The following is a 22,707-nucleotide window of genomic DNA, read 5'->3' on the forward strand; positions in this document are numbered from 1 at the left end:
GCGGTGGTGCGACGATGAGCGCGCCGGAAAAGGGCACGCCCGCGATCGCCCGCACCCGCGCCGGTCGCCAATCACGCATCGTCGAATTGCTCTCGGCGCATTCGGTGCGCAGCCAGACCGAACTGGCCGCACTGCTGGCCGCCGAGGGCATCGAGACCACCCAGGCCACCCTGTCGCGTGACCTGGACGAACTCGGCGCGGTGAAGCTGCGGGCCGCCGACGGCGGCGCCGGGGTCTACATCGTCCCCGAGGACGGCAGTCCCGTCCGAGGCGTCACCGGCGGCACCGGCCGCCTGTCGAAACTGCTGGCCGACCTGCTCGTCTCCACCGACGCCAGCGGCAACCTCGCCGTCCTGCGCACCCCACCCGGCGCCGCCCACTTCCTGGCCAGCGCCCTCGACCGCGCCGCCCTGCCCTACGTCGTGGGCACCATCGCGGGCGACGACACCATCGCCGTCATCGCCCGCGAACCCCTCACCGGCGCCGAACTCGCCGCCAAGATCGAAAGCCTGGCCTGACCGTCGGGAGACTACTCGGCCGCGGTGCTCACCGACATCGCCGAACAGCCGGTGGAATTGCCGGTCTCACTGCTCACCGAGGCAGAAGAGGCCGCGCAGGAACTGGCGCGGTTCGACGCGCACCTTTCCGCTCGACTGGGGGCCGACTGCGAGCTCGGCCCCGTGAGTTCAGTCCTGCCGCGGACGGAGAGTTCCGCATCGTCACAGATCGAGAACCTCACGGTGGGGGCCAGGTAGCTCGCCCTTGCTGTGCTCGGCGAGCACAGCAATCGCAACGCACGCATCGTGACCGCCAATGTGCACGCGATGGAGGCGGCGACAAGCCTGGGCAGGGACATCGATACCGCCTCGATTCTGGCCATGCACCGCGCACTACTCGGCGAGTCCGATCCCGCACATGCCGGGCGATGGCGCGACGAACAGGTATGGGCGGATTTCGTTCCGCCACATCATGATCGGGTACCGGCGGCGATTGTCGACCTGATCCGCTTCACCCGTCGCGACGACTTACCCGCCCTGGTTCATCTCGCGCTCGCTCATGCGCAGTTCGAGACGATCCACCCGTTCGCCGACGGCAACGGGAGAACGGGCCGCGCGCTGGTGCACGCGATGTTGAGCGCCCGGCAGCTGACCGGACACATCACCGTACCGATCTCGGCAGGGCTGCTGGTGAACACGGGTACCTATTTCGATGCGCTGACCGGATATCGCACAGGGGATCCTGAGCCGATCGTCCGCCGGTTCGTGGCGGCGACGTTCTACGCGGTCGGTGCCGGACGCCGATTGGTCGAAGACCTTCGTGCTGTGCGCACCGGCTACCGGGAACAGACGACCGCTCGCGCGGATTCCGTCGTATGGAAGGTGATCGACAGTCTCCTCGCGCAGCCGGTGGTGAACAGCGCTTACGTCGCCGAAACCTTCGGCATCAGCGCGGTCGCGGCGCAGCGGGCAATCGACCGACTCGTCCAGTCGGGCGTGCTGCGCGAGGTGTCGCAGCGTGCCAGAAACCGAGTCTGGCAGGCCGACGCAATGCTCACGGCCCTCGATGATTTCGCAGCAGGAATCGGTCGCGCCCGGGCGTGAACAAGGCGCTGCGGTTCAACTCCGCGACAACCGCTGCCAGGTCCAGCTGACGCGAATGTCGAGCGGCGTATCGGGGGTGACCATCCGAGGGTCGGTGTTCAGCCCGTTCGGTGGGCCTGATTGGGCTTCGACCGACAGCGATTCCTCCGGCAGTGTCCACACCACCACGTCGGTGACGGGGCTGGTGATCGTGAATTCGAGGAAGCCCGGCCAGGTGAGGCGGACGTCGACGCCGTCGGGCATGGCGAAGCAGTCGTCCCAGGGCGGGGGAGTCGGCGGGACGTGGCGGCCGGTCGGGAGGTAGTCGGGGCCGCGTTCGTACATCCACGCCGGGTGGAAGTCGAGTTCGAGCGGGCCGGTGGCGGGGGCGACCTCGCGCAGGAACCACGGGTGCCAGCCGCCCTGGGCGGGGAAGGGGTCGTGGTCGGTGGTGATGCGCATGGCCAGTGCCAGGCCCGTGTCGGTGAGGGTGAACGTCTGCACGACCGTGCCCGCGAACGGCCACGGATCGGTGAGCCGGTGTCGCAGGATCGCCTCGTTCGCCGTCCTCGACACGACCTCCCATGCGCCGTCGCGCGCGGTGCCGTGAATGCTGTGCGGCGGATTGTTGATCGGCAGCTGGTAGGTGCGATCCCCCACGGTGACCTTGCCGTAGCCGAGCCGCCCTGCCCACGGTGCCATGACGAAGCACCCGGTGCCGGGGTCCTGGCGCAACAGTTCCGTACCCGCCACGGTGAGGCTGTGGATCGCACCCCCGTCGTGGGGGGCGAGGGTGAGTGTCGCGGTCCCGGAGCTGAGCCGCACGTCGTCGCTCATGCCGGGGAGACTATCGGCGCGGGCCCGTCATCCGGTGCAGCCCGCGCCGATCGACATCAGTTGAAGGGATAGTCGCCGCCACCCGCACCGCCGTTGTGGCCCGGCGTGGCGACATCGATGATGTCTTGCACCAGTTCGACCACGGCGCGACCGACGTCGAGCACACCGTTGCCGAGGGTCGAGAATTCCTGCGCGATGTAATGGAGCATCTTGTTCGTCCTCACTGCTGGCGAGTCGAATAGTGCTGTCCCAGAGTGCCGTACACCGTGTACGGCGCACTACCCTGCGAGAGTGCTTCCCGATCTGGTGCCCTTCAAACCGCGACCCGACCCGAGGCCGGACGATACCGCCTGGCCCGAGATGGTCTGGCCCGTCCGGGCGGGTACCCGCCTCGACGGTGCGACGGTGTCGCTGACGCCAGCCGACCCGGCTGCCGACGCCACGGAACTGTTCCACGCTCTCGACACGGACGCGGTGTGGGCGCACCTGCCGTGGCGCCCCCAGGGGGTGGCCGACTTCGCGCGGAGGTTGCGCGAACTGAGCGCGCTTCCCGACTGGCACGTGTGGATCGTTCGCTCGCGCACCGAGATCGGGGATCGGCCCGCCGGGGCCGTGCTCGGCCTGACGTCGTTCCTCGACGCCCGCCCTCGCGACGCGACGCTCGAGATCGGGTTCACCGCGTACGCACCGTCGGTCTGGGGGAGCGCGGTGAATCCGGAAGCCAAGCTGCTGCTGCTCGAGCACGCGTTCGACGTGCTCGGTGCCGGTCGGGTACAGCTGAAGACCGACGTGCGAAACCACCGCTCGCAGCAGGCCATCGCCCGGCTCGGCGCGGTCTACGAGGGCACGCTGCGGCGGCAGTTCCGCCGTTCGGACGGCACCGTTCGCGACAGCGTGCTGTTCGCTGTCACGGCCGAGGACTGGCCGGATGTGCGTGCCCGGCTCGCGCACCGCGTGCGCGGGCCGCGATGACGACCGCGTTTAGGACGCGAGGAAATTCAGGACGGCGAGAATCAGCGGCGAGCTGAGGTCGAACAGCACCCGACCCACGTGCAGGCCGACCGCCGCGCCCGGCTCGTAGTTCTCGACGAGGAATTGCAGGATGGCGTCTTCCATGGTGTCCTCCGGTGCCGGGGTCAGGCGAAGAAATCCTGGAGAATGGGCGTGCTCAGGTCGAACAGGGTCTTGCCGACGGTCAGGGCGAAGTTGCCGACGCCGATGACGACGAGTCCGATGAGGTCGTAGTTGGCCTGAGCGAAATCACGTAGTTGCTGCATGTTTACTCCTCGACCCCGACTGGATGAGTAGCTACTGTGACCAGCGTCTCACAGATGGTGTCGGCCGTCGAGGAGGCGCACCCCGGTGATGAATGAGCTTGCATCATCGTGCATAATCATTTGCAGCAACGGCGCGAGCCGTCCACAGACACCAGTTCAAGGAGCGCAACAGACATGTCCGATCGCGTCGTACTCGCCTACTCCGGTGGGCTTGACACCTCCGTCGCCATCAGCTGGATCGCGAAGGAGACCGGTTCCGAGGTCGTGGCCGTGGCCATCGACCTGGGCCAGGGCGGCGAGGACATGAACGTGGTGCGCCAGCGCGCCCTGGACTGCGGCGCCGTGGAGGCCATCGTGGTCGACGCGCGCGACGAGTTCGCCGACGAGTACTGCCTGCCCACCATCCAGGCCAACGCCATGTACATGGGCCAGTACCCCCTGGTGTCGGCCATCAGCCGCCCGCTGATCGTCAAGCACCTGGTCGAGGCCGCGAAGTTCCACAACGCCACCACCGTCTCGCACGGCTGCACCGGTAAGGGCAACGACCAGGTCCGCTTCGAGGTCGGCATCGGCGCGCTCGCGCCCGACCTGGACGTCATCGCCCCGGTCCGCGACTACGCCTGGACCCGCGAGAAGGCCATCGCCTTCGCCGAGGAGAACAACCTCCCGATCAATGTCACCAAGAAGTCGCCGTTCTCCATCGACCAGAACGTGTGGGGTCGCGCGGTCGAGACCGGCTTCCTCGAGGACTTGTGGAACGCCCCGACCAAGGACGTCTACGACTACACCGCCGACCCGACGGTGAACTTCGAGGCGCCCGACGAGGTCATCATCACCTTCGACAAGGGTGTGCCGGTCGCCATCGACGGCCGCCAGGTCACCGTGCTGCAGGCCATCGAGGAGATGAACACCCGCGCGGGCCGCCAGGGTGTCGGCCGCCTCGACATGGTCGAGGACCGGCTCGTCGGCATCAAGAGCCGCGAGATCTACGAGGCACCGGGCGCCATCGCGCTGATCACCGCGCACCAGGCCCTCGAAAACGTCACCATCGAGCGCGAGCTGGGCCGCTACAAGCGCCAGGTCGAGCAGCGCTGGGGCGAGCTGGCCTACGACGGCCTGTGGTTCTCCCCGCTCAAGCGCGCCCTGGACGCTTTCGTGCAGGACACCCAGCAGCACGTCACCGGCGACATCCGGATGGTGCTGCACGGTGGCTCCGCCGTGGTCAACGGCCGCCGCTCCGAGCAGTCGCTCTACGACTTCAACCTGGCCACCTACGACGAGGGCGACACCTTCGACCAGTCGCTGGCCAAGGGTTTCGTGCAGATCCACGGCCTGTCCTCGAAGGTCGCCGCACGTCGCGACCTCAACCAGAAGTAGCAGGCTCCTCCGCCTCCCCGCGACTTCTGCCGGTCGTGGGGAGGCGGTCGGCATTCATACCGGACTCGCCTGAGGTGTCACACCTGTTCCGGGCGTACCCGGCGAGTTACCCATGTTCTCGCGAAATCAGGTGGCGACCTAGGCTCGACCCCGTCACCGCAATCGCTACCGACTCTGCAGGAGGGCCCAGGATGACCCACGTCGGAACCAACGAAGGTGCCCTCTGGGGTGGGCGATTCGCGTCCGGCCCGGCAGAGGCGATGGCGGCGCTGAGCAAGTCGACCCACTTCGACTGGGCGCTGGCTCCCTATGACATCCGCGCGTCGAAGGCGCACGCCCGCGTGTTGCACAAGGCGGGTCTGCTGTCGGAGACCGACCTGTCCGGCATGCTCGTCGGGCTCGACGCCCTCGCCGCCGACGTGGCCTCGGGCGCGTTCGGTCCCGCCGAGTCCGACGAGGACGTGCACGGCGCGCTCGAGCGCGGCCTCATCGAACGGGTCGGTACCGAGCTCGGCGGTCGCCTGCGGGCGGGCCGCTCGCGCAACGATCAGGTCGCCACCCTGTTCCGGATGTGGCTGCGTGACGGTGTGCGTCGCGTCGCGGCCGGTGTGCTCGACGTGGTCGATGCCCTGGTCGCCCAGGCCGCCGCGCACCCGGACGCCGTGATGCCGGGCAAGACCCACCTGCAGGCCGCCCAGCCGGTGCTGCTCGCCCACCACCTGCTCGCGCACGCCCACCCGCTGCTGCGTGATCTGGAACGTCTGCGCGATTTCGACAAGCGCGCCGCGATCTCGCCCTACGGTTCGGGCGCGCTCGCCGGTTCCTCGCTCGGCCTCGATCCCGAGCAGATCGCCGCCGAACTGAATTTCACCGCCTCGGCCGCCAACTCGATCGACGCCACCTCCTCGCGTGACTTCGCCGCGGAAGCCGCGTTCGTGCTCGCCATGATCGGTGTCGACCTGAGCCGCATGGCCGAGGAGATCATCCTCTGGAGCACACCGGAATTCGGTTACGTCACCCTCGCCGACGCGTGGTCGACGGGGTCGTCGATCATGCCGCAGAAGAAGAACCCCGACGTCTCGGAACTGACCCGGGGCAAGGCGGGCCGCCTGATCGGCAACCTGACCGGTCTGCTCGCCACCCTGAAAGCCCAACCGCTGGCGTACAACCGGGATCTGCAGGAAGACAAGGAACCGCTGTTCGACTCGGTCGCCCAGCTCGAACTTCTGCTGCCCGCCATCGCTGGCCTCGTCGGCACCCTCACCTTCCACACCGACCGCATGGCCGAACTCGCTCCCGCCGGGTTCACCCTGGCCACCGACATCGCCGAATGGATGGTGCGCCAAGGGGTTCCGTTCCGGGTCGCGCACGAAGCGGCCGGTGCGTGCGTGCGCGCCGCCGAGGCGCGCGGTGTCGGGCTCGACGAGCTCACCGACGAGGAATTCGCGGCCGTCGACCCCTCGCTGACCGCCGGGGTTCGTGAAGTACTCACGGTTCCGGGCTCGATCGCCTCCCGCAACGCGCGCGGTGGCACCTCGGGTGTGCGCGTCGCCGAACAACTCGACGAGGTCCGGGCGAACGCCGACGAAGCCCGCACCTGGTTGCGCTGAACCTCGTTATTCTGCGGCCATGACCCTGCTCTTGCTGGCGCTGGCCATCGCCTCCGAAGTCACGGCGACCGTTTCGCTGAAACTGTCGGAGGGGTTCACCAAACCGGTGCCGTCGGCCGTGGTCGTGATCGGATACGGTGCGGCCTTCTTTTTCCTGGCCCAGGTGTTGAAGCGTGGGATGGGTATCGGCGTCGCCTACGGGATCTGGTCCGCCGTAGGGGTGGCCGCCATCGCGCTGATCGGTGTGCTGTTCCTGGGGGAGCGGCTCACGCTGGTACAGGTCGGTGGGATCGGGTTGGTCATCCTCGGTGTGCTCGCGTTGGAACTCGGTGGCGCACACTGAGTGCGCCGGATGATGGGGGAGGATCTCGCCTCACAACTCGGCGCGGACCCGAAACCCCGCCTCGCGCAGCGCGTCCAGCACATCGTCGCGATGTGCGGGCCCTCGCATCTCCACGGTGAGCGACACCTCGACCTCGTCGACCGCCAGCCACGTCCCGGTGCGCGAGTGAACGACGTCGACCACGCTGGCCCCGGCCCGTCCGACGACCCCGAGCAGGGCCGACAACGCTCCCGGGCGGTCCGAGATCGTCACCCGCATCGCCAGATAACGCCCGGCCGCGCTCAGTCCGTGGTTTATCACGCGGGTGAGCAGCAGCGGGTCGATGTTCCCGCCGGACAGGATCACCACGATCGGTCCTGGCAGGTCACGTAATTCGGTGCCGAGCAGCGCGGCGACCCCCGCCGCGCCCGCCGGTTCGACGATGAGCTTGGCCCGTTCCAGACACAGCAGCAAGGCCTTGGACAGCGATTCCTCGTCGACGGTCACGATCCGCGACACCAGCTTCGACACGTGATCGAACGGCACCGCACCCGGCATCCCCACCGCGATACCGTCCGCCATCGTCGACATCCGGGACGCCCGGACCGGTGTGCCCGCCCGCAGCGAATCCGGCCACGCCGCCGCGTCCGCGGCCTGCACACCGACCACCCCGACCTGCGGCGTACGGTGATTCAGCGCGATCGCCACTCCGGCGAGCAGCCCGCCACCACCGGTCGGTACCACCACGGTCCGCACATCCGGCACCTGCTCGAGAATCTCCAGTGCGACGCTCGCCTGCCCGGCGACGATGTCGGGGTGATCGAACGGATGGATCAGCGTCGCCCCGGTCCGTTCCGCGAATTGCTTCGCCGCCACCAACACCTCGTCGATCGTCTCACCGACCTGATGCACTTCGGCACCGTAGGCCCGGGTGGCGACGAGCTTCGGCAACGACGCCCCGATCGGCATGAACACGGTCGAGGTGATCCCCAATTCGGCCGCCGACCATGCCACCCCCTGCGCGTGGTTGCCCGCGCTCGCCGCCACGACCCCGCGCGCCCGCTCCGCTTCCGACAGATTCGCGATCCGGTAGTAGGCACCGCGTGGCTTGAACGACCCCGTCCGCTGCAAGTTCTCACATTTCAGCCACACCGGCACCCCCGCCCGCTCCGACAGCACCCGCGACCCGACCACCGGCGTCCGCCGCACCACCGCCCCCACCACGCGCGCCGCGGCCGCCACCTGCCCGAACTCAACGCTCTCCATCGCCCCATCGTGCCACCAGAGAGTGGTGATCGAATGACCAGATCAGGTGTGGAGCGCGGCCTTGGCAATGTTGTGGGCGATGGTGCCCAGGCGGGTCAGGCGGGCGTCGCCGAGGGGAGTGAGTTTGCCGCCCAGGCGGTTGGTGACGAAGGCGAGCGACAGGCCGGTCTCGGGGTCGGCGAAGGCGCCGGAGCCGCCGAGGCCGAAGTGGCCGAAGGCCGAGATGGGTTCGGCGCGGGACGGTTTCATAGGGACGCCGTGATAGCCGAGCGCCCACGGGATGCGGAAGGCGAGGACATAGTCGGGAGTGAAGACCTGCCGGGTGGCGGCGCGGCGGATCGTGTCGGGGGACAGGACACGGACACCACCGAGTTCGCCACCGTTGGCGAGAGCGCCGTAGACCCGCGCCAGCGCACGGGCGGAGAAGACGCCGTTCACGCCCGGCATCACCGCGTCGTGCACGCGGGGATCGACGATGAGGTCCGCGAAACCACGCGGGGTGGTTTCGGCCGCCGCCGCGAACCGGGTGCGGGTGAGCAAGTCCGAGCCGCGTTCCCAGTCCATGCCCGCCGCGGTGAGCCGGGGGAAGGTGGTGGCGATGCGGTGGCGTTCCCCGGCGGGCACACGGAACCAGAGTTCCTCCGCGTCAAGGGGTTCCGCGAGTTCGGTGCGAACGACGTCGACGAATTCGCGGCCGGTGACACGGTGCACCAACTCGGCGGCCAAGTGCCCGTAGCTGATCCCGTGGTATCCGCTGGTGACGAGATGGCGCGGGTCAGGGGTGGCCGCGGCGAGAGCGGAGGTGACCGCCTTGTCATCGAGGAAGGTCTCGATCGGGCCGTCGAGCAGACCGCGCAGGCGGTGCAGTCCGGCCCGATGAGTCAACACATCGCGGACCGTGATCCGCTCCTTGCCCGCCGCCGCGAACTCGGGCCAGTACTCGGCCACCGGTGTGTCGTAGTCGAGCTCACCCCGCTCCGCGAGCTGGTGAATCACCGTGGACGCCACACCTTTTCCGGTGGAGAAGGCCAGCGCCACCGAATCCGCCGTCCACGGCACGCCAGGGCGCGCGTACCCGGCCCACACATCGACCACCGGTTCGCCGTGCAAATACACGCACAGCGCACCACCGCCGTGCGCAGGCTTGCGGAACAACTGGTCGAACACGGTGACCAGACGGACGAAACGGCGATCCACCGACTGCGTTGTCGAAACTCCCATCACCCGAGCATGCCAAATCACCCACGGGACCGGTCGGTACGGTGATCGTTTCCTGACTGTCACATCCCGCAGTGCGGGCGCAATACAAGGGTCATAGCGTGCACGCATGTCCTCCAGACGACGATCGGCGCTGCTCGCGAGGTTGGTGGTGGACGAACCCGGTCGGCCCCAGGTGATCCTGGGTGAATTGCGCCGGGTGATCCTCGACGGCGCCGTCCCGCCGTGCACCGTGATCCCGCTGCGCGAGGTGGCCGTGCTCTTCGGCGTGAGTCACATCCCGGTGCGCGAAGCCCTGAAAACGCTGATCGGGGAAGGGCTGGTGACCCATCGCCCGCAGCACGGATATCAGGTCGCCCAGCTCACGGCGCGGGAGCTGCGCGAGATGTACATCGTGCGCGACACCCTGGAATCGGCGTCGCTCGCCGCGGCGGCCCGCGCGGCCGACGACGCCGAACGTGCCGAACTGCTGGCCGTGAACGATCTGCTCGAGCGGGCCATCCTCGACGACGACCCCGAGACCTACCAGCGCCAATCCCGCTGTTTCCACGTCGCACTGACCCGCCCGTCCCGCATGTTCCGACTGTTGCAGATGCTCGAATCCGCCTGGAACGTCACCGAACCCGTGCGATCCATGGTGCACATCGACCGCGCCGACCGGGAACTGCTGCACACCGACCATGTCGCGATGCTCGACGCCTTCCTCGCCCGCGACGTCGATCGACTGCTCACCGCCGCCGAGGAGCACCACCGACGGCTGGAAGCGGTGATCGCGACCCTGCCCACCGACACCGGCCTGCTGGCGCCGGAGAATATATCTTCGGCGCAATAGCGGCGAAATTCTCGGGAAACCGCAGGGCAACTGCGCAAACCTACGGTCATCGCAGCAGCTGAACCCTTCGGATGGGAACGACCATGACCGATACCGTCTCCGCGCCGACCGGCGCGCCCGTCGACGCACCGCCCGCCTACGATCCACGACTGACCAACGCCGATCTCGCACCGCTGCGCAAGCAGACGTGGGGCACCTACAACATCTTCGCGTTCTGGATGTCCGATGTGCACAGCGTCGGCGGATACGTCACCGCGGGAAGTCTTTTCGCGTTGGGACTGGCCAGCTGGCAGGTTCTGCTGGCCCTGCTCATCGGTATCGTCATCGTCTATTTCTTCTGCAATCTGGTCGCCAAACCGAGTCAGGTGACCGGCGTTCCGTACCCGGTGATCTGCCGCAGTGCGTTCGGTGTGCTCGGTGCGAACATCCCGGCGATCATCCGTGGTCTGATCGCGGTGGCGTGGTACGGGATCCAGACCTTCCTCGCCTCCGCCGCGCTGGACGTCGTTCTGGTGAAACTGTTTCCGGGGCTGGCGCCGTACGCGATCACGGCCGACTACGGCTTTCTCGGCTTGTCGGCGCTCGGCTGGGGCAGCTTTCTGCTGCTGTGGGTGGTGCAGGCGTGTGTGTTCTGGCGCGGCATGGAGTCCATTCGCCGATTCATCGATTTCTGCGGACCCGCCGTGTACGTGGTGATGTTCGTGCTCTGCGGTTATCTGATCGCCCGCGCCGGTTGGAGCGCTATCGACCTGAACCTGGGTGCGGTGACCTACACCGGCTGGGCGTCGATCCCGGTGATGCTCGGGGCGATCGCCCTCGTCGTCTCCTACTTCTCGGGCCCGATGCTCAATTTCGGTGATTTCTCCCGCTACGGCAAGAGCTTTCCGGCCGTGAAGACCGGCAATCTGCTCGGTCTGCCGGTGAACTTTCTGCTCTTCTCCCTGCTCGTCGTGGTCACGGCCTCGCTGACGGTGCCCGTGTACGGCGAGCTCATCACCGACCCCGTCGCCACCGTCGCCCGGATCGACTCCACCTTCGCGATCGTGCTCGGTGCGCTCACCTTCACGATCGCCACCATCGGTATCAATATCGTCGCGAACTTCATCTCCCCGGCGTTCGACTTCTCCAACGTGAGCCCGCAACGGATCAGTTGGCGAGCGGGCGGCATGATCGCCGCTGTCGGCTCGATCCTGATCACGCCGTGGAATCTGTACAACAACCCCGAGGTCATCCACTACACGCTCGAAGTGCTCGGCGCCTTCATCGGACCGCTGTTCGGTGTGCTGATCTGCGATTACTACCTCGTGCGGAAGCAGAAGGTGATCGTCGACGACCTCTTCACCCTGTCGGAAAAGGGAACCTACTACTACCGCAAGGGCTACCACCCCGCCGCGATCGTCGCCACGGCCGTTGGCGCGGGAGTCGCGGTGTTCCCGGTGCTGGCCAACGGGCTGCCCGGCATGCACACCGCGGCCAAATACAGCTGGTTCATCGGCTGCGGCCTCGGCTTCGCCACCTACTATCTGCTCACCGCGGCCAGGCGGGCGGAGGCATCGGAGGTCCTCGCCTGATGCGTATCCGGGTCGTCAATCCGAACACCACCCGGGCGATGACCGACACGATCGAGCAGTGTGCCCGGGCTGTCGTCGGCGCGGGCACACTGCTCGACGCGGTCACCTCCGCGACGGGCCCGGCCTCGATCGAAAGTCATTACGACGAGGCGATGAGTATTCCCGGGCTGTTGGCCGCGATCAGGGAGGGTGAGGCCGATGGCGTGGACGGTTATGTCATCGCCTGCTTCGGTGACCCGGGCCTGGACGCCGCCCGTGAACTCGCCACGGGCCCGGTGATCGGGATCGCGGAAGCGGGTATGCGAACGGCGAGTCATCTCGGACGTGGATTCAGCGTCGTGACCACCCTCGAACGCACCATCGGTCGGGCGGTGGACCTGACGGAACGTTATGGGCTGCAACGCTTCTGCCTCGGCATCCATGCGTGCCGGGTGCCTGTGCTCGCCCTCGGCGCCGACCCGGAGGCGCGCAGGGTCGTCACCGAGGCGTGCCGGGCGGCGGTGCGGGCCGACGGTTCGGACGCCGTCGTACTCGGATGTGCCGGAATGGCGGATCTGTGTGCGGACATCCGTGCCGAGATCGGCGTGCCGGTGATCGACGGTGTCGCCGCGGCGACCCTGACCGTGCAATCTCTCGTCACGCTCGGGTTGCGGAAGTCGGGGCGGGGCGAGTTCGCGCGACCACCGGCAAAGCCCTATGCGGGGCTGTTGGCATCGTTCGGGTCGGGATAGGTCAGGCGTCGACCAGCTGGCCGGTCAGGGTGTCGAGCACCGCGCCGAGGTCGTCGACGTCGACGACCAAGCGGGTGAAGTCGGGACCGTTCAGGTCGATGCGGACCGCGTTCCCACTGAAGGTGGTGTCCCAGAACTCTTTTCGGCCCTTGCCTCGGTAGACACCCGCGGCGATCACGCCGGGAATGAAGGTGCCGGGTGCGCGCACCCACGGTGGGCGCAGGTCCACCTCGGCGGTGGCGATCTCGGTGATGGCGGCACGGTCGATGACGACCTGCTGACGCAGGGCGAGCAGCCGATGCCCACCGAGTACGTGGACCGTCACCGTGTCGTCGTCGACTTCGAGCTCGACCATCACTACCTCACTCACCATCTGCGGAAACGTCCCTGTCGAGAATGCTCCGGCGGCCTGGTCTGTGACTGTGGTGAGCCTGTGAGTTAGCCAAGGAAGTAACCTACATCGTCAAATGTAGATATACGCATCTATCTGGTATGTGGCTGAGCTGGGAGAGGAAGGACAAGAGCGCAGGGAAGAGAGGGATGCCCGGCGGCCGATGGCCACTGCCGGGCATCCTGCGAACACCTCAGGTCAGGGAGCGCAGATCAGGAGGCGACCTTGTCCGCCACGATCAGCAGGTACTGGAAGCTTCCCTCCCGGTATGCCGTGAGGAACGGCTGCTCCACCCCGGTCGCGAGCTCGGAGTGCGTCCGCAGGTCCCAGTACGGGATCGTGTCCGGGGTCAGATCGATGACCGTGGTCGGCACCAAGCCGTTCTCCGACAGCGCGCGGAAGTACTCGCTGCGCGGATGGATCATGCAGCCGTAGTGGGCGTCGATCCAGCTCACCGACGCGGACCGACCGCCGATGACGTCGTTGGAGCAGCCGGTGATGCAGACATAGCGGCCGCCCGGAGCCAACAGTCGGGAGAACTCCGCGAACAGTGGGAACAGGTCGACGTACATGGTCGTCTCGTTGGTCCAGATCGCGCGGATCGACTCGTCGTCGAATCCGGTGTCGAGCATGTTGCGGAAGTGGAAGCGCACGCGGTCGGTGACGCCGCGTTCCACGGCCTGGTCGTTGGCGAACCCGACCTGGTACTCGGAGATGCTCACACCGTCGACCGAGCAACCGAAGCGTTCGGCCGCCATGAAGCTGGTTCCGCCGCGACCGGAACCGCCGTCGAGGAGGCGGTCGGTGGGGGCGATGGCGCCGAGGTTGTCGAGGAGCAGATCGGCCTGGGCGGTCTCGAGGCGGTGCAGTTCGCGCACGATGCGCTCCTGGCGGGTCTCCTCGGGACCCTCGAGCACCGACAAGTCGGGCGCACCGATGCCGTAGTGGTGGTGGTAGAGGCCGTCCACCTCACCGAGCTTGGTGTTGACGCGGTCGTCGTTGGGGTTGTTGTTCCAGTACGCGGCGACCGACCGCTGATAGGTGGTGCGCAGGACGGTGGTGTCGGTGTGGGCGTTCGCGATGGTCATCGGTCGTCCTCTCGTGGTGCGGTGTCGTGGTAGCGGCGGCTGTCGGCGTGCCAGGCGCGGTTGCCGCCCATCCAGGCCCACAGGCCCGTCAGGAAGCGGCGCAGTTGCGGTGAGCCCGCGGCGGCCAGTGGTGCGGCTTCGCGTTCGAAGCGGTGCATGAGCTCGTCGTGGACCTCGGCGGTGCGCAGCACGGCATCGGCCCGGCTGCACCCCTCCTCGGCGGCGAGGACGGTCGGCAGGTTGAACTCTCGACCGTTCGAAAGGTCCTCGCGCGCCATGGAATACAGGTCGTTGACCATCTGGGCGGCCAGCGCCGCGGTGGTGACGACCCGCCGGACGGCCGGGTCGGTGTACTCGGGTGCGCCGAGCTCGTAGCGCCCGACCGCGTCGATCGGCGCCATACACGGCAGGAAACTGTGCGGTTGCCGGTTGGTCAGGTACTCCCACACCGGCGGCATCCGCCCCGCCGCCCGCCAGCCTGCTTCCGCGCCGAGCGCGATGAACCAACCCGCGATCTCGGTGCGGAGCCTGGCCAGCTGGGCGTCGCTCGCGTACCCCGCCAGGTGCGCGAACGACGTGCGGAAGGCACGCAGGATGGGGTCGGCCTGCATGGCCTCTTCGAGCCGTGGTGCGTAGCGCGCGGGCAGGTGCACCGGGTCCATGGCGGCTGCCGCGAGTTCGAGCCGTGGCCCGAGTTCGGCGGCCGCGCTGGATGGAGTGCCGTCGGGTGCGGTGTCGCCAGGGGCGTCCTCCTCGCAGTAGTAGTCGTCGACCGACCATTCGGAGACGGCGCATTGCGCCGCGGCGAGGAGCAGGTCGGGGTCGTCGCAGTCGGGGTGGGCCAGCATGATGAGCCTGCCGAAGTCGGCTTTGCCGAGTTCGTCGAGGCGGCCCTCGTACAGGCCGATCTCGGCGGCCCAGGCGAGCAGGCCGACGTTGACGGCGTCGGCGAGGGCGGGATCGTCGCGGACCGGTGGGGGACAGTAGAGCACCGGGATGTCCTGACGGCCCGTGCTCGCGGGCTGATCGGTACCTCGGTCCGCGAGCAGCGACACCCGCAGGCCCGACGTGCCGAGCCCGCTGGGGCCGCGCAGACGGTGTGCGACAGCGGTCGGAGTCCCGGGCGAACTGGTCCGCGCCGCCGAGGCGGGCGTTCCGAGTCGGGGGACCGAGCCGACGAGCGCCGCACCGTGACCCGGCCGGTGGACAGCTGACCGGGAGATCGCCGCGTCGGCGAAGACATCGGCCGGTGCGGTCGCGCCGTGTAAGAGGGCGACGACCGTCGCGGCGAGGTCGCCGCCCGTCGGTGGGGCGGCGGCTCTGCTGAGCAGCGACATGGCTCGACCGTTCAGTCGGCCCGGCGCGCGACGAGGACGTCGTCGAGCACACCGAGCGCGTCGGGCACGAGCACAGCCGCCGAGTAGTAGCAGCTCACCAGGTACGACATGATCGACTGGTCGTCGATCTGCTTGAACCGCACGTTGAGGCTCGGCTCGTACTCGTCGGGGATGCCGGTCTGGTGCAGACCCACCACACCCTGGTCCTTCTCGCCGATACGCATCGCCATGATCGAGGTGGTCTGGGTTTCGCTGATCGGGATCTTGCCGCACGGCAGGATCGGCACACCCCGCCAGCCCGGAACTCGATGCCCCTGGAATTCGACCGGGTCGGGGTACAGGCCGCGGCGCGAACATTCGCGACCGAACGCGGCGATCGCCTTCGGGTGGGCGAGGAAGAATTTGGTCCCGCGACGCATGCTCAGCAATTCGTCCATGTCGTCGGGGCTCGGCGCGCCCGCCTCGGTGGTGATGCGCTGTTTGAGGTCGCAGTTGTGCAGCAGACCGAAGTCGGGATTGTTCACCAGGTCGTGTTCGCGACGCTCGTAGAGCGCCTCGACGGTGAGTCGCAGCTGCTGGTCGACCTGGTTCATCGGGTCGTTGAACAGGTCGGCGACCCTGGTGTGGATCCGCAGCACGCTCTGGGCCAGGCTCAGTTCGTACTCCCGCGGACTGGCGTCGTAGTCGACGAAGGTGCCCTCGAGCAAGGGCTCCCCGGAATGTCCCGAGGCGATCTCGATATCGGCCTCGCCTTTGGAATTCTGGTTCCTCGCCGCCGCGGACCCCGTATCCGCCCGGATTCGGGCCAGGCCGGGAGTCGATTCGAGGAACTGCTCGAATTCCTGCTTCGGCAGGCAGAGGACGGTGGTCTTGGTGACCGTTTTCACGGTGTCCGGCCAGATCGCGGACGGGTCGGTGAGCATTTCCTCGCCGTAGTAGTCACCGCCGGAGAGCAGGCCGAGTTTGGTCGCCTCGCCGTATTCGCCGGAACCGATCCTGGCGAGTTTTCCGTGGACCACGAGAATGACCTGATCCATCGGATTACCGAATTCCGCGAGCACGGTTCCCGGATCGAGATCGTATTGGACGAAACTGTCGGCGAGGGGGCGCAACAACTCGTCGTCGTCGATATCGCGCAGCGGCGGCAGTTCGCGCAATTCCTGCGGGATCACCCTGGCCCGGGCGCCGTCGACGACGAATTCGACCTCCCCGTTGCCGACGGTGTGGGTGAGCCTGCGGTTGACCCGGTAGATACCGCCCGCCACCTGCACCCATGGCAGTGCGCGCGAGAGCCAGCGCGAACTGATGCCCTGCATCTGCGGCTCGGATTTGGTGGTGTGGGTGAGCTTCTGGGCTGCGGTGGTGGACAGGCTCTTACGTACGGAGTTGTCTGTGGGCAGCGGCATTTCGATGGTCATAGCATCCTCACCTCGAGTGGATTCGGGTACGGCCGATCGACCCGGCGGCGCGCGACGACGCGAGACGACGGGTTGGGGCGTGGGTGAAGCGAATGCGAATGGTCCTGCGCGGGTGAACCGCGCGTGTGAAACGTGTTGCACGAAAACCGATGTGCGGCAGAGCGTTCCGGCCGACACCGATGTTATATGTTCGGAGCCGAACCTGCGCGCGGATCGCGGAAAATGGCATCGTGACCGGGATCCCTTGTGCGGTAGGCGATTGCGGACACTGTGATGTCCGGGAACCGTCGACCGCGCGCCTGGACTTCCCGATCCGCAGCATGCTCGTTTCAGACCGGAATCCGGCGGAGGTGAAAGGCATCGCCGACCGGCCGGGGTGTGACGCGAAACGCCGCAACATGCGCCCTGTCACAGCCGACACATAATGGAGGTCCGGTGTGGTTAGCTCATATGAGCACATTGGGGTGTGTGAGATGCGTCACAGTCGGCAGGTCAGGTGGGAACGGTGAATATCAGTCCAAAAGGTGTGGTCGGTTCGGTGCAGCGGTTGCTGGCTACCGCGCAGAACGGGCTGGAGGTGATCCGCTTCGGCGGATTGGCGCACGATGTCGAGTCCTCGCCCTTCGAGGTGGTCGAACGGCGGCGTATGTACCGCCTGCGGCACTACTTCCCCGACGACACGACGCCGGGCCGCCCGGTGGCGCTGCTGGTTCCCCCGCTCATGGTGAACGCCGACATCTGGGACGTGAACGCGGCCGGGGGTGCGGTCGGAATCCTGAACGCGGGCGGAATCGACTGCTGGGTCATCGATTTCGGCTCGCCCGCCACCGAGGAGGGCGGCTGGGAACGTGACCTGGCCGACCACGTGCTCGCCGTGAACTCCGCCATCGACACCGTGTGCGAGGCGACCGGCGCGCAGGTGCACCTGATGGGCTACTCCCAGGGCGGCATGTTCGCCTACCAGACCACCGCGTACCGCTACGGCAAGGGCGTGGCCTCCATCGTCACCTTCGGCAGTCCCGTCGACATCGTGGCCGGCATGCCGTTCGGGCTGCCCTACGGCCTGGTCTCCGAGGTCGCCGACTTCCTGGCCGACCACGTGATGCATCGCCTGCCGATCACCGAGTCGATGGTGCGCGTCGGTTTCCAGATGCTCGACCCGGTGAAGACGGCGAAGTCGCGCATCGACTTCCTGCTGCAACTGCACGACCGGGAAGCGTTGCTGCCCAAGGAACGCCAGCGCCGCTTCCTCAACAGCGAGGGCTGGGTCGGCTACTCGGGGCCCGCGGTGGCCGACCTGCTCAAGCAGTTCGTCGCGCACAACCGGATGATGCTCGGCGGCTTCGTCATCCGCGATCATCCCGTGTCGCTCGCCGAACTGAAGTGCCCCATCCTCGCCTTCGTCGGCGAGGTCGACGACATCGGCCAACCGGCCGCCGTGCGCGGCATCGTGCGGGCCGCGCCGCATGCCGAGGTGTACGAGGCCAGCCTCGTCGCGGGTCACTTCGGCCTGGTCGCCGGATCGACCGCGACCAATCACACCTGGCCGATGGTGCGCGACTGGATCTCCTGGATGGACGGTCACGGCCCGCTGCCCGAAACCATCGTCCCGATGCGGGAACACGTGCCGGGCAACGCGCCGCGCACGGCCGCCACCCGGATGGTCCACACCGCCGCCAGTCTGGCCGAGGCGGGCGCCGGGGTCGGCAAAGTGCTCGAAGGCATCGCGGGCAACACGATTCGCGGTTCCATCGAGATGGCGGGCGAGGCGGCGCGCGCCCTGCCGCGCCTGACCCGCCTCGGCATGATCCAGCCGCACACCCGCATCTCCCTCGGCAAGCTGCTCAGCGAACACGCCAGGCGCGCCCCGCAGAAGGACCTTGTCCTGTTCGACGACCGCGTGCACACCAACGCGGCGGTCGAACAGCGGGTCGACAATGTGGTGCGCGGCCTGATCTCGGTCGGCATCCGGCCCGCCATGCGGGTGGGCGTCGTGATGGAGACCCGTCCGAGCGCGCTCGCCTCGGTGGCCGCGCTGTCGCGCCTCGGTGCCGTCGCGGTGCTGCTCGCCCCGGGCGCCGAACTCGATCGGGCCATCGAACTCACCGGCGTCAAGACGCTCGTCACCGATCCGGAGAACCTGCGCGCCGCCGCCGAGACCCATGCTCGGGTGCTGGTGCTCGGTGGCGGGGACCAGCGGCGGCTGGCCGTACCGACGAGCGATCGGGTGATCGACCTCGAACAGATCGACCCCGACGCGGTGCGCGTGCCCGCGTGGTACCGACCCAACCCCGGCCTCGCCCGCGAACTGGCCTTCGTGCTCGTCCTCGGCACCGGCGACCGGCTCGAGGCGAAGTACATCACCAACCACCGCTGGGCGTTGTCGGCATTCGGCACCGCGAGCGCGGCCGACCTCGACCGCCGCGACACCGTGTACTGCCTCGCGCCGCTGCACCATTCGTCCGGGCTGCTGGTGAGCCTCGGCGGCGCCATCGCCGGTGGCAGCCGCATCGCGCTGGCCAGGCCGGTGGACATGGACCCGGGCCGGTTCGCCGAGGAGGTGCACCGTTACGGCGTCACCGTGGTCACCTACACCTGGACCATGCTGCGCGATCTGCTCGACGCGCAGGTCTTCCCGGCCGGGTACAACCACCCGATTCGATTGTTCATCGGCTCCGGCATGCCCAAGGGCCTGTGGCGCAGGACCACCGAGCAGTTCGCTCCGGCGCGGGTGCTCGAGTTCTACGCCTCCATCGACGGTGACGTGGTGCTCGCCAATGTCACCGGCGCCAAGATCGGCGCCAAGGGCAGGCCGGTGCCCGGTACCGCGACGGTGGAACTGGTGGCCTACGACCCGGTCAGCGAGCAGATCCTGGTCGGCGACGACGGTTTCGCCCGGCGCTGCGCCGACAACGAGCCCGGCCTGCTGCTCGGCAAGGCCGTCGACGGCGGCGACATCTCCGACGGTGGACTGCGCGGGGTGTTCCGCGCGGGCGACGCCTGGTGGCCGACGGAGAATCTGTTCCGCCGCGACGGCGACGGCGACTACTGGCTCGTCGACCGCCGCGACACCGTGATCCGCACCGTCAGGGGACCGGTGTTCACGCAGCCGATCGTGGACGTGCTCAACGACATCACTCCGGTGGACCTCGAGGTGGCCTTCGGCCTGCCGACGCCGTCGGGAACGCTGGCGGCCGCCGCGCTGAGCGTGCGTGACGGGTTCCGCATCGAACCGAGCGATGTCACCGAGGCGATGCGCGCACTCGACCGCGGTCAGCGGCCCGACCTGGTCTACCTGGTCGACGAGATCCCGCGCAGCGCGAGCTTCCGGCCGTCGGCGTCGGCGATCCAGGCCGCCGGGTACCCGAAGGCCGGTCCGGGAACCTGGATCTACAACCGGGAGACCGACGCCTACGAAGTACTGACCGACGCGGGCGCGGCGGCGCTGTTCGGCGGCAACTGAGACGACGAAGGCCGCCCGGCGACACCGGGTGGCCTTCGTCGCGCTACGAACCTAGACGCGGTACTCCGTCACGGCGTCGATCACGCGACCGAGTTGCGCCTCGCTGAGCATCGGCCACAGCGGCAAGCGCACGATGGTCGCCGAGAATCGCGCCGACCGCGTGCACGGCACCGGGGTCCGCCCGTACTTGAGACCGGCCGGACTCGAATCGAGCGGAATGTAGTGGAACGGGGCGACGATCCCGCGCTCGGCGAGGTGGGTGATGATCCCGTCGCGGCTGTCCTCGGTCGGCATCCGCAGGTAGAACAGGTGCGCGGTGTGGCCCCGGTCGGCGGGGACCGTCATCGGGCGCACGCCGTTGGCGGTGGCCCAGTCGGGCAGCGCGGCCGCGTAGGTGTCCCACACCCGGTGACGGTTGGCCTGGATGGTGTCGAACTCGGCCAGCTGCGCGTCGAGGACCGCCGCGTTGAGTTCGCTCGGCAGGTAGCTGGAACCGATGTCCTGCCAGGAGTACTTGTCGACCTGGCCGCGCAGGAACCGTGCCCGGTCGGTGCCCTTCTCGCGCATGATCTCGGCGCGACCCATCAGGATCTCGTCCGAGAGCAGCAGCGCGCCGCCCTCACCGCAGTGCACGTTCTTGGTGTCGTGGAAACTCTGCGTGCCCAGGGTCCCGATGGTGCCGAGCTGCCGACCGCGCCAGGTGCCGCCGAGTCCGTGCGCGTTGTCCTCGATGATCGCGACACCGTGCTGGGCGGCGAGCGCCAGCAGCGGTTCCATGTCGGCGGCGACACCGCCGTAGTGCATCACCACGATCGCCTTGGTTCGCTCGGTGATCGCCTCGGCGGCCGCGGCCGGGTCGATATTGCCGGTCGCGTCGTCGATGTCGACGAACACGCAGGTCGACCCGCGCAGCGCCATCGCGGTGGCGGCCGAGGTGAACGCGAAACTCGGCACGATCACTTCGTCGTCGGGACCGAGTTCGAGCAGCAGCGCCCCGAGCTCGAGCGCGTGGGTGCACGACGTGGTGAGCAGCGCGTGGTCGGCGCCGGTGATCGCCTTGATCTTGGCGGTGGCCGACCGGGTGAACTGGCCGTCGCCGTGGCTGTGATCGGAATCGAGGACGGCCGACAGGTTGGCGCGCTCGGCGGCGGCACGGAACGGCCTGCTGAAGATGATGCGGTCGTTCACTCGCGGAGGTCCTTGTCCGTCACGGCTGCCGGTACCGCGACGTCGACTCGATGGTTGGAGACCGGCGCATGCATCGTATCCGGGCGCGGTGTCGGGGTCTGTACGGTCAGGTACAGCGGCTTACCGACCAGGATGTGCAGGGCCACACCGAGATACTCCGCGATCAGGCCGAGCGAGAACAGGGTGGCGCCCGAGCACAGCAGCAGCACCACGATGATCGATGCCCACCCCTCGGGGTCGTGATTGTCCTGGGTGAGCGCCTGGACCACGATGAACGCGGCCATCGCGACACCGGCGAGCGCCAGGCTCACGCCCAGCATGCTCACCAGTCGCAGACCGCGAGTTCCGCTGCACAACACCATCTTCCAGAACAGCGAGAACAGCCGACGGTAGTTGTAGCCGGACTCTTCGCGACCTTCGGCGCGCAACACCACCGGCACCGAGACCGTGTTGCCGACCACCCAGGTGAGCGCCACGTCCAGGTATACGCCGTTGGCGGCGACCTCGGCGAGCTGACGGCCGATGTCACCTCGGATCAGCCGGAAGCTCTCGAACCGGGTGGAATCGGGGAAGGCGAACACCGTGGCCAGGACGATCTTTGCGCCGCGCGAGGTGAGATTGCGCAGGAATCCGTGTGGGCGGGTGTTGGACGGTTTGGAGTAGACGAGATCCGCGCGCGAGGCCAGGGCCGCGTCGAGGAAGTCGGCGATGAAGGCCGGGTCGTGCTGGCCGTCCTCGTCCATCGTGACGATCCAGTCGCCGCGCGCGGCCGCCATGCCAGCGATGGTCGCCGCGTCCTGGCCGAAGTTGCGGCTCAACCACACCGCACGCACCTGCGGGTAGGAGCCTTCCAGTTCCTGCAGCACCACATCGGAGCGATCCGGCCCGTTGTCGTGGACGAGGATGATCTCCTCCACCGCGAACCGCGCACCCGACGGGGTCGTGCTCGGCCCGGTGAGCCCGTCCAGCTCGGCGACCAGCGCGGCAATCGTGTCCTCACCCCGGTAGACGGGGACGACCACCGACACCGAATGCACCGGATGCGAGCCGTTGCGCTCGGCGGCGCCCGCGCGTGGCACAGCGCCGGACCGGGACGAATGTGCGGTGGGAAGCGGCATGGGTCGACTTTCGGTGTCTTGGCAGGCGAGGGGTGTGGGCACTCTAACACCGCACGGTGACGGGTCGGCGGTGCCGGATCGGG

At 68.0% G+C, this 22,707-nt stretch carries 23 protein-coding genes; 11 read left to right on the forward strand and 12 right to left on the reverse strand.

The annotated features are described in order from the left end of the window. The first annotated feature begins 14 nt into the window (after positions 1-14). Genes NC7_RS25840 through NC7_RS25850 form a run of 3 tightly spaced genes read left to right on the forward strand, consistent with a single transcriptional unit; the run spans position 15 to position 1,601 of the window. The gene (locus NC7_RS25840) at positions 15-518 is read left to right on the forward strand and encodes an arginine repressor (protein ID WP_067987778.1); all 504 of its coding nucleotides are present in this window, start codon (positions 15-17) and stop codon (positions 516-518) included. 24 nt (positions 519-542) lie between these two features. Continuing rightward, on the forward strand, positions 543-755 hold the full coding sequence (locus tag NC7_RS30310; RefSeq protein WP_067987780.1) for a hypothetical protein: 213 nt from the start codon (positions 543-545) through the stop codon (positions 753-755). Positions 756-803: 48 nt separating this feature from the next. Beyond that, on the forward strand, positions 804-1,601 hold the full coding sequence (locus NC7_RS25850) for a Fic family protein (protein ID WP_157102181.1): 798 nt from the start codon (positions 804-806) through the stop codon (positions 1,599-1,601). 15 nt (positions 1,602-1,616) lie between these two features. On the opposite strand, the gene NC7_RS25855 is transcribed toward NC7_RS25850, so the two are convergent. Together NC7_RS25855 and NC7_RS29380 are read right to left on the reverse strand one after the other, a co-directional pair. Further along, entirely contained in the window at positions 1,617-2,417 is an 801-nt protein-coding gene (locus tag NC7_RS25855) for an aldose epimerase family protein (RefSeq protein ID WP_067987788.1), read from the reverse strand. Positions 2,418-2,473: 56 nt separating this feature from the next. Beyond that, positions 2,474-2,626, reverse strand: a complete 153-nt coding sequence (locus NC7_RS29380) for a hypothetical protein (protein WP_157102182.1) — start codon at positions 2,624-2,626, stop codon at positions 2,474-2,476. An 82-nt stretch (positions 2,627-2,708) separates the two neighbouring features. On the opposite strand from NC7_RS29380, the gene NC7_RS25860 reads away from it, so the two are divergent. After that, positions 2,709-3,389 (forward strand): GNAT family N-acetyltransferase, encoded by a 681-nt coding sequence (locus NC7_RS25860; protein ID WP_067987792.1) that lies wholly within the window; start codon positions 2,709-2,711, stop codon positions 3,387-3,389. A 9-nt stretch (positions 3,390-3,398) separates the two neighbouring features. Here the strand turns inward: NC7_RS25860 and NC7_RS30315 are convergent, their stop codons facing one another. Together NC7_RS30315 and NC7_RS29660 are read right to left on the reverse strand one after the other, a co-directional pair. Further along, positions 3,399-3,533, reverse strand: a complete 135-nt coding sequence (locus NC7_RS30315) for a hypothetical protein (protein ID WP_255285068.1) — start codon at positions 3,531-3,533, stop codon at positions 3,399-3,401. Positions 3,534-3,553: 20 nt separating this feature from the next. Next, entirely contained in the window at positions 3,554-3,694 is a 141-nt protein-coding gene (locus NC7_RS29660) for a hypothetical protein (protein WP_166655845.1), read from the reverse strand. 174 nt (positions 3,695-3,868) lie between these two features. On the opposite strand from NC7_RS29660, the gene NC7_RS25865 reads away from it, so the two are divergent. The 3 genes from NC7_RS25865 (at position 3,869) to NC7_RS25875 (ending at position 7,024) form a co-directional block, all read left to right on the forward strand. Continuing rightward, positions 3,869-5,071 (forward strand): argininosuccinate synthase, encoded by a 1,203-nt coding sequence (locus NC7_RS25865; RefSeq protein ID WP_067987794.1) that lies wholly within the window; start codon positions 3,869-3,871, stop codon positions 5,069-5,071. A gap of 191 nt (positions 5,072-5,262) precedes the next feature. After that, on the forward strand, positions 5,263-6,681 hold the full coding sequence (gene argH / locus NC7_RS25870) for an argininosuccinate lyase (protein ID WP_067987796.1): 1,419 nt from the start codon (positions 5,263-5,265) through the stop codon (positions 6,679-6,681). Positions 6,682-6,700: 19 nt separating this feature from the next. Continuing rightward, entirely contained in the window at positions 6,701-7,024 is a 324-nt protein-coding gene (locus NC7_RS25875) for a DMT family transporter (protein WP_067987798.1), read from the forward strand. A 30-nt stretch (positions 7,025-7,054) separates the two neighbouring features. Here the strand turns inward: NC7_RS25875 and ilvA are convergent, their stop codons facing one another. After that, positions 7,055-8,269, reverse strand: a complete 1,215-nt coding sequence (ilvA, locus tag NC7_RS25880; protein WP_067987800.1) for a threonine ammonia-lyase — start codon at positions 8,267-8,269, stop codon at positions 7,055-7,057. A gap of 42 nt (positions 8,270-8,311) precedes the next feature. Continuing rightward, the gene (locus NC7_RS25885; RefSeq protein ID WP_067987802.1) at positions 8,312-9,490 is read right to left on the reverse strand and encodes a serine hydrolase domain-containing protein; all 1,179 of its coding nucleotides are present in this window, start codon (positions 9,488-9,490) and stop codon (positions 8,312-8,314) included. A 106-nt stretch (positions 9,491-9,596) separates the two neighbouring features. Here NC7_RS25885 and NC7_RS25890 point away from each other — a divergent pair, with 106 nt between their 5' ends. The 3 genes from NC7_RS25890 to NC7_RS25900 all read left to right on the forward strand — a co-directional run bounded on the left by NC7_RS25890 (position 9,597) and on the right by NC7_RS25900 (position 12,621). Continuing rightward, on the forward strand, positions 9,597-10,319 hold the full coding sequence (locus tag NC7_RS25890; protein WP_067987805.1) for a GntR family transcriptional regulator: 723 nt from the start codon (positions 9,597-9,599) through the stop codon (positions 10,317-10,319). An 83-nt stretch (positions 10,320-10,402) separates the two neighbouring features. After that, complete coding sequence (locus NC7_RS25895) at positions 10,403-11,890, forward strand: NCS1 family nucleobase:cation symporter-1 (RefSeq protein WP_067987869.1); 1,488 nt, start codon at positions 10,403-10,405, stop codon at positions 11,888-11,890. Further along, positions 11,890-12,621: an aspartate/glutamate racemase family protein gene (locus NC7_RS25900; protein WP_067987808.1), complete on the forward strand. Its 732-nt coding sequence runs from the start codon at positions 11,890-11,892 to the stop codon at positions 12,619-12,621. The genes NC7_RS25895 and NC7_RS25900 overlap by 1 nt, the downstream gene beginning before the upstream one ends. A gap of 1 nt (position 12,622) precedes the next feature. Here NC7_RS25900 and NC7_RS25905 read toward each other — a convergent pair whose 3' ends face one another. The 4 genes from NC7_RS25905 to NC7_RS25920 form a co-directional block, all read right to left on the reverse strand. Next, a complete protein-coding gene (locus NC7_RS25905) occupies positions 12,623-12,994 on the reverse strand; it encodes a hypothetical protein (RefSeq protein WP_236573652.1) in 372 nt (123 codons plus the stop codon). A gap of 230 nt (positions 12,995-13,224) precedes the next feature. Further along, positions 13,225-14,100, reverse strand: coding sequence for a geranyl diphosphate 2-C-methyltransferase (locus NC7_RS25910; protein WP_067987810.1), 876 nt, complete (start codon positions 14,098-14,100; stop codon positions 13,225-13,227). Continuing rightward, positions 14,097-15,437: a family 2 encapsulin nanocompartment cargo protein terpene cyclase gene (locus NC7_RS25915; protein WP_067987813.1), complete on the reverse strand. Its 1,341-nt coding sequence runs from the start codon at positions 15,435-15,437 to the stop codon at positions 14,097-14,099. The genes NC7_RS25910 and NC7_RS25915 overlap by 4 nt, the downstream gene beginning before the upstream one ends. A gap of 11 nt (positions 15,438-15,448) precedes the next feature. Next, entirely contained in the window at positions 15,449-16,855 is a 1,407-nt protein-coding gene (locus tag NC7_RS25920; RefSeq protein ID WP_067987814.1) for a family 2B encapsulin nanocompartment shell protein, read from the reverse strand. A 505-nt stretch (positions 16,856-17,360) separates the two neighbouring features. On the opposite strand from NC7_RS25920, the gene NC7_RS25925 reads away from it, so the two are divergent. Beyond that, positions 17,361-20,318 (forward strand): AMP-binding protein, encoded by a 2,958-nt coding sequence (locus NC7_RS25925; protein ID WP_067987875.1) that lies wholly within the window; start codon positions 17,361-17,363, stop codon positions 20,316-20,318. Positions 20,319-20,369: 51 nt separating this feature from the next. On the opposite strand, the gene rffA is transcribed toward NC7_RS25925, so the two are convergent. Together rffA and NC7_RS25935 are read right to left on the reverse strand one after the other, a co-directional pair. Then, entirely contained in the window at positions 20,370-21,506 is a 1,137-nt protein-coding gene (gene rffA, locus NC7_RS25930) for a dTDP-4-amino-4,6-dideoxygalactose transaminase (RefSeq protein ID WP_067987817.1), read from the reverse strand. After that, positions 21,503-22,543 carry a glycosyltransferase gene (locus NC7_RS25935; RefSeq protein ID WP_236573657.1) on the reverse strand — a complete coding sequence of 347 codons (1,041 nt, stop codon included), beginning with the start codon at positions 22,541-22,543 and terminating at the stop codon, positions 21,503-21,505. Before NC7_RS25935 ends, rffA begins: the two co-directional genes overlap by 4 nt. Positions 22,544-22,707 lie beyond the last annotated feature (164 nt).

The sequence above is a fragment of the Nocardia caishijiensis NBRC 108228 genome (assembly GCF_001612825.1).
Classification (GTDB): Bacteria; Actinomycetota; Actinomycetes; order Mycobacteriales; family Mycobacteriaceae; genus Nocardia; species Nocardia caishijiensis.

Excerpts from the sequence above, each read along its gene's own strand:
- NC7_RS25905 (WP_236573652.1), bottom strand. The coding sequence starts at position 12,994 with ATGGTGAGTGAGGTAGTGATGGTCGAGCTCGAAGTCGACGACGACACG.
- argH (WP_067987796.1), top strand. The coding sequence starts at position 5,263 with ATGACCCACGTCGGAACCAACGAAGGTGCCCTCTGGGGTGGGCGATTC.
- NC7_RS29660 (WP_166655845.1), bottom strand. The coding sequence starts at position 3,694 with ATGCAGCAACTACGTGATTTCGCTCAGGCCAACTACGACCTCATCGGA.
- NC7_RS25900 (WP_067987808.1), top strand. The coding sequence starts at position 11,890 with ATGCGTATCCGGGTCGTCAATCCGAACACCACCCGGGCGATGACCGAC.
- NC7_RS25875 (WP_067987798.1), top strand. The coding sequence starts at position 6,701 with ATGACCCTGCTCTTGCTGGCGCTGGCCATCGCCTCCGAAGTCACGGCG.
- NC7_RS29380 (WP_157102182.1), bottom strand. The coding sequence starts at position 2,626 with ATGCTCCATTACATCGCGCAGGAATTCTCGACCCTCGGCAACGGTGTG.
- NC7_RS25895 (WP_067987869.1), top strand. The coding sequence starts at position 10,403 with ATGACCGATACCGTCTCCGCGCCGACCGGCGCGCCCGTCGACGCACCG.
- NC7_RS25840 (WP_067987778.1), top strand. The coding sequence starts at position 15 with ATGAGCGCGCCGGAAAAGGGCACGCCCGCGATCGCCCGCACCCGCGCC.
- NC7_RS25855 (WP_067987788.1), bottom strand. The coding sequence starts at position 2,417 with ATGAGCGACGACGTGCGGCTCAGCTCCGGGACCGCGACACTCACCCTC.
- NC7_RS25865 (WP_067987794.1), top strand. The coding sequence starts at position 3,869 with ATGTCCGATCGCGTCGTACTCGCCTACTCCGGTGGGCTTGACACCTCC.
- ilvA (WP_067987800.1), bottom strand. The coding sequence starts at position 8,269 with ATGGAGAGCGTTGAGTTCGGGCAGGTGGCGGCCGCGGCGCGCGTGGTG.
- NC7_RS30315 (WP_255285068.1), bottom strand. The coding sequence starts at position 3,533 with ATGGAAGACGCCATCCTGCAATTCCTCGTCGAGAACTACGAGCCGGGC.
- NC7_RS25920 (WP_067987814.1), bottom strand. The coding sequence starts at position 16,855 with ATGACCATCGAAATGCCGCTGCCCACAGACAACTCCGTACGTAAGAGC.
- NC7_RS25890 (WP_067987805.1), top strand. The coding sequence starts at position 9,597 with ATGTCCTCCAGACGACGATCGGCGCTGCTCGCGAGGTTGGTGGTGGAC.
- NC7_RS25915 (WP_067987813.1), bottom strand. The coding sequence starts at position 15,437 with ATGTCGCTGCTCAGCAGAGCCGCCGCCCCACCGACGGGCGGCGACCTC.
- NC7_RS25885 (WP_067987802.1), bottom strand. The coding sequence starts at position 9,490 with ATGGGAGTTTCGACAACGCAGTCGGTGGATCGCCGTTTCGTCCGTCTG.
- NC7_RS25910 (WP_067987810.1), bottom strand. The coding sequence starts at position 14,100 with ATGACCATCGCGAACGCCCACACCGACACCACCGTCCTGCGCACCACC.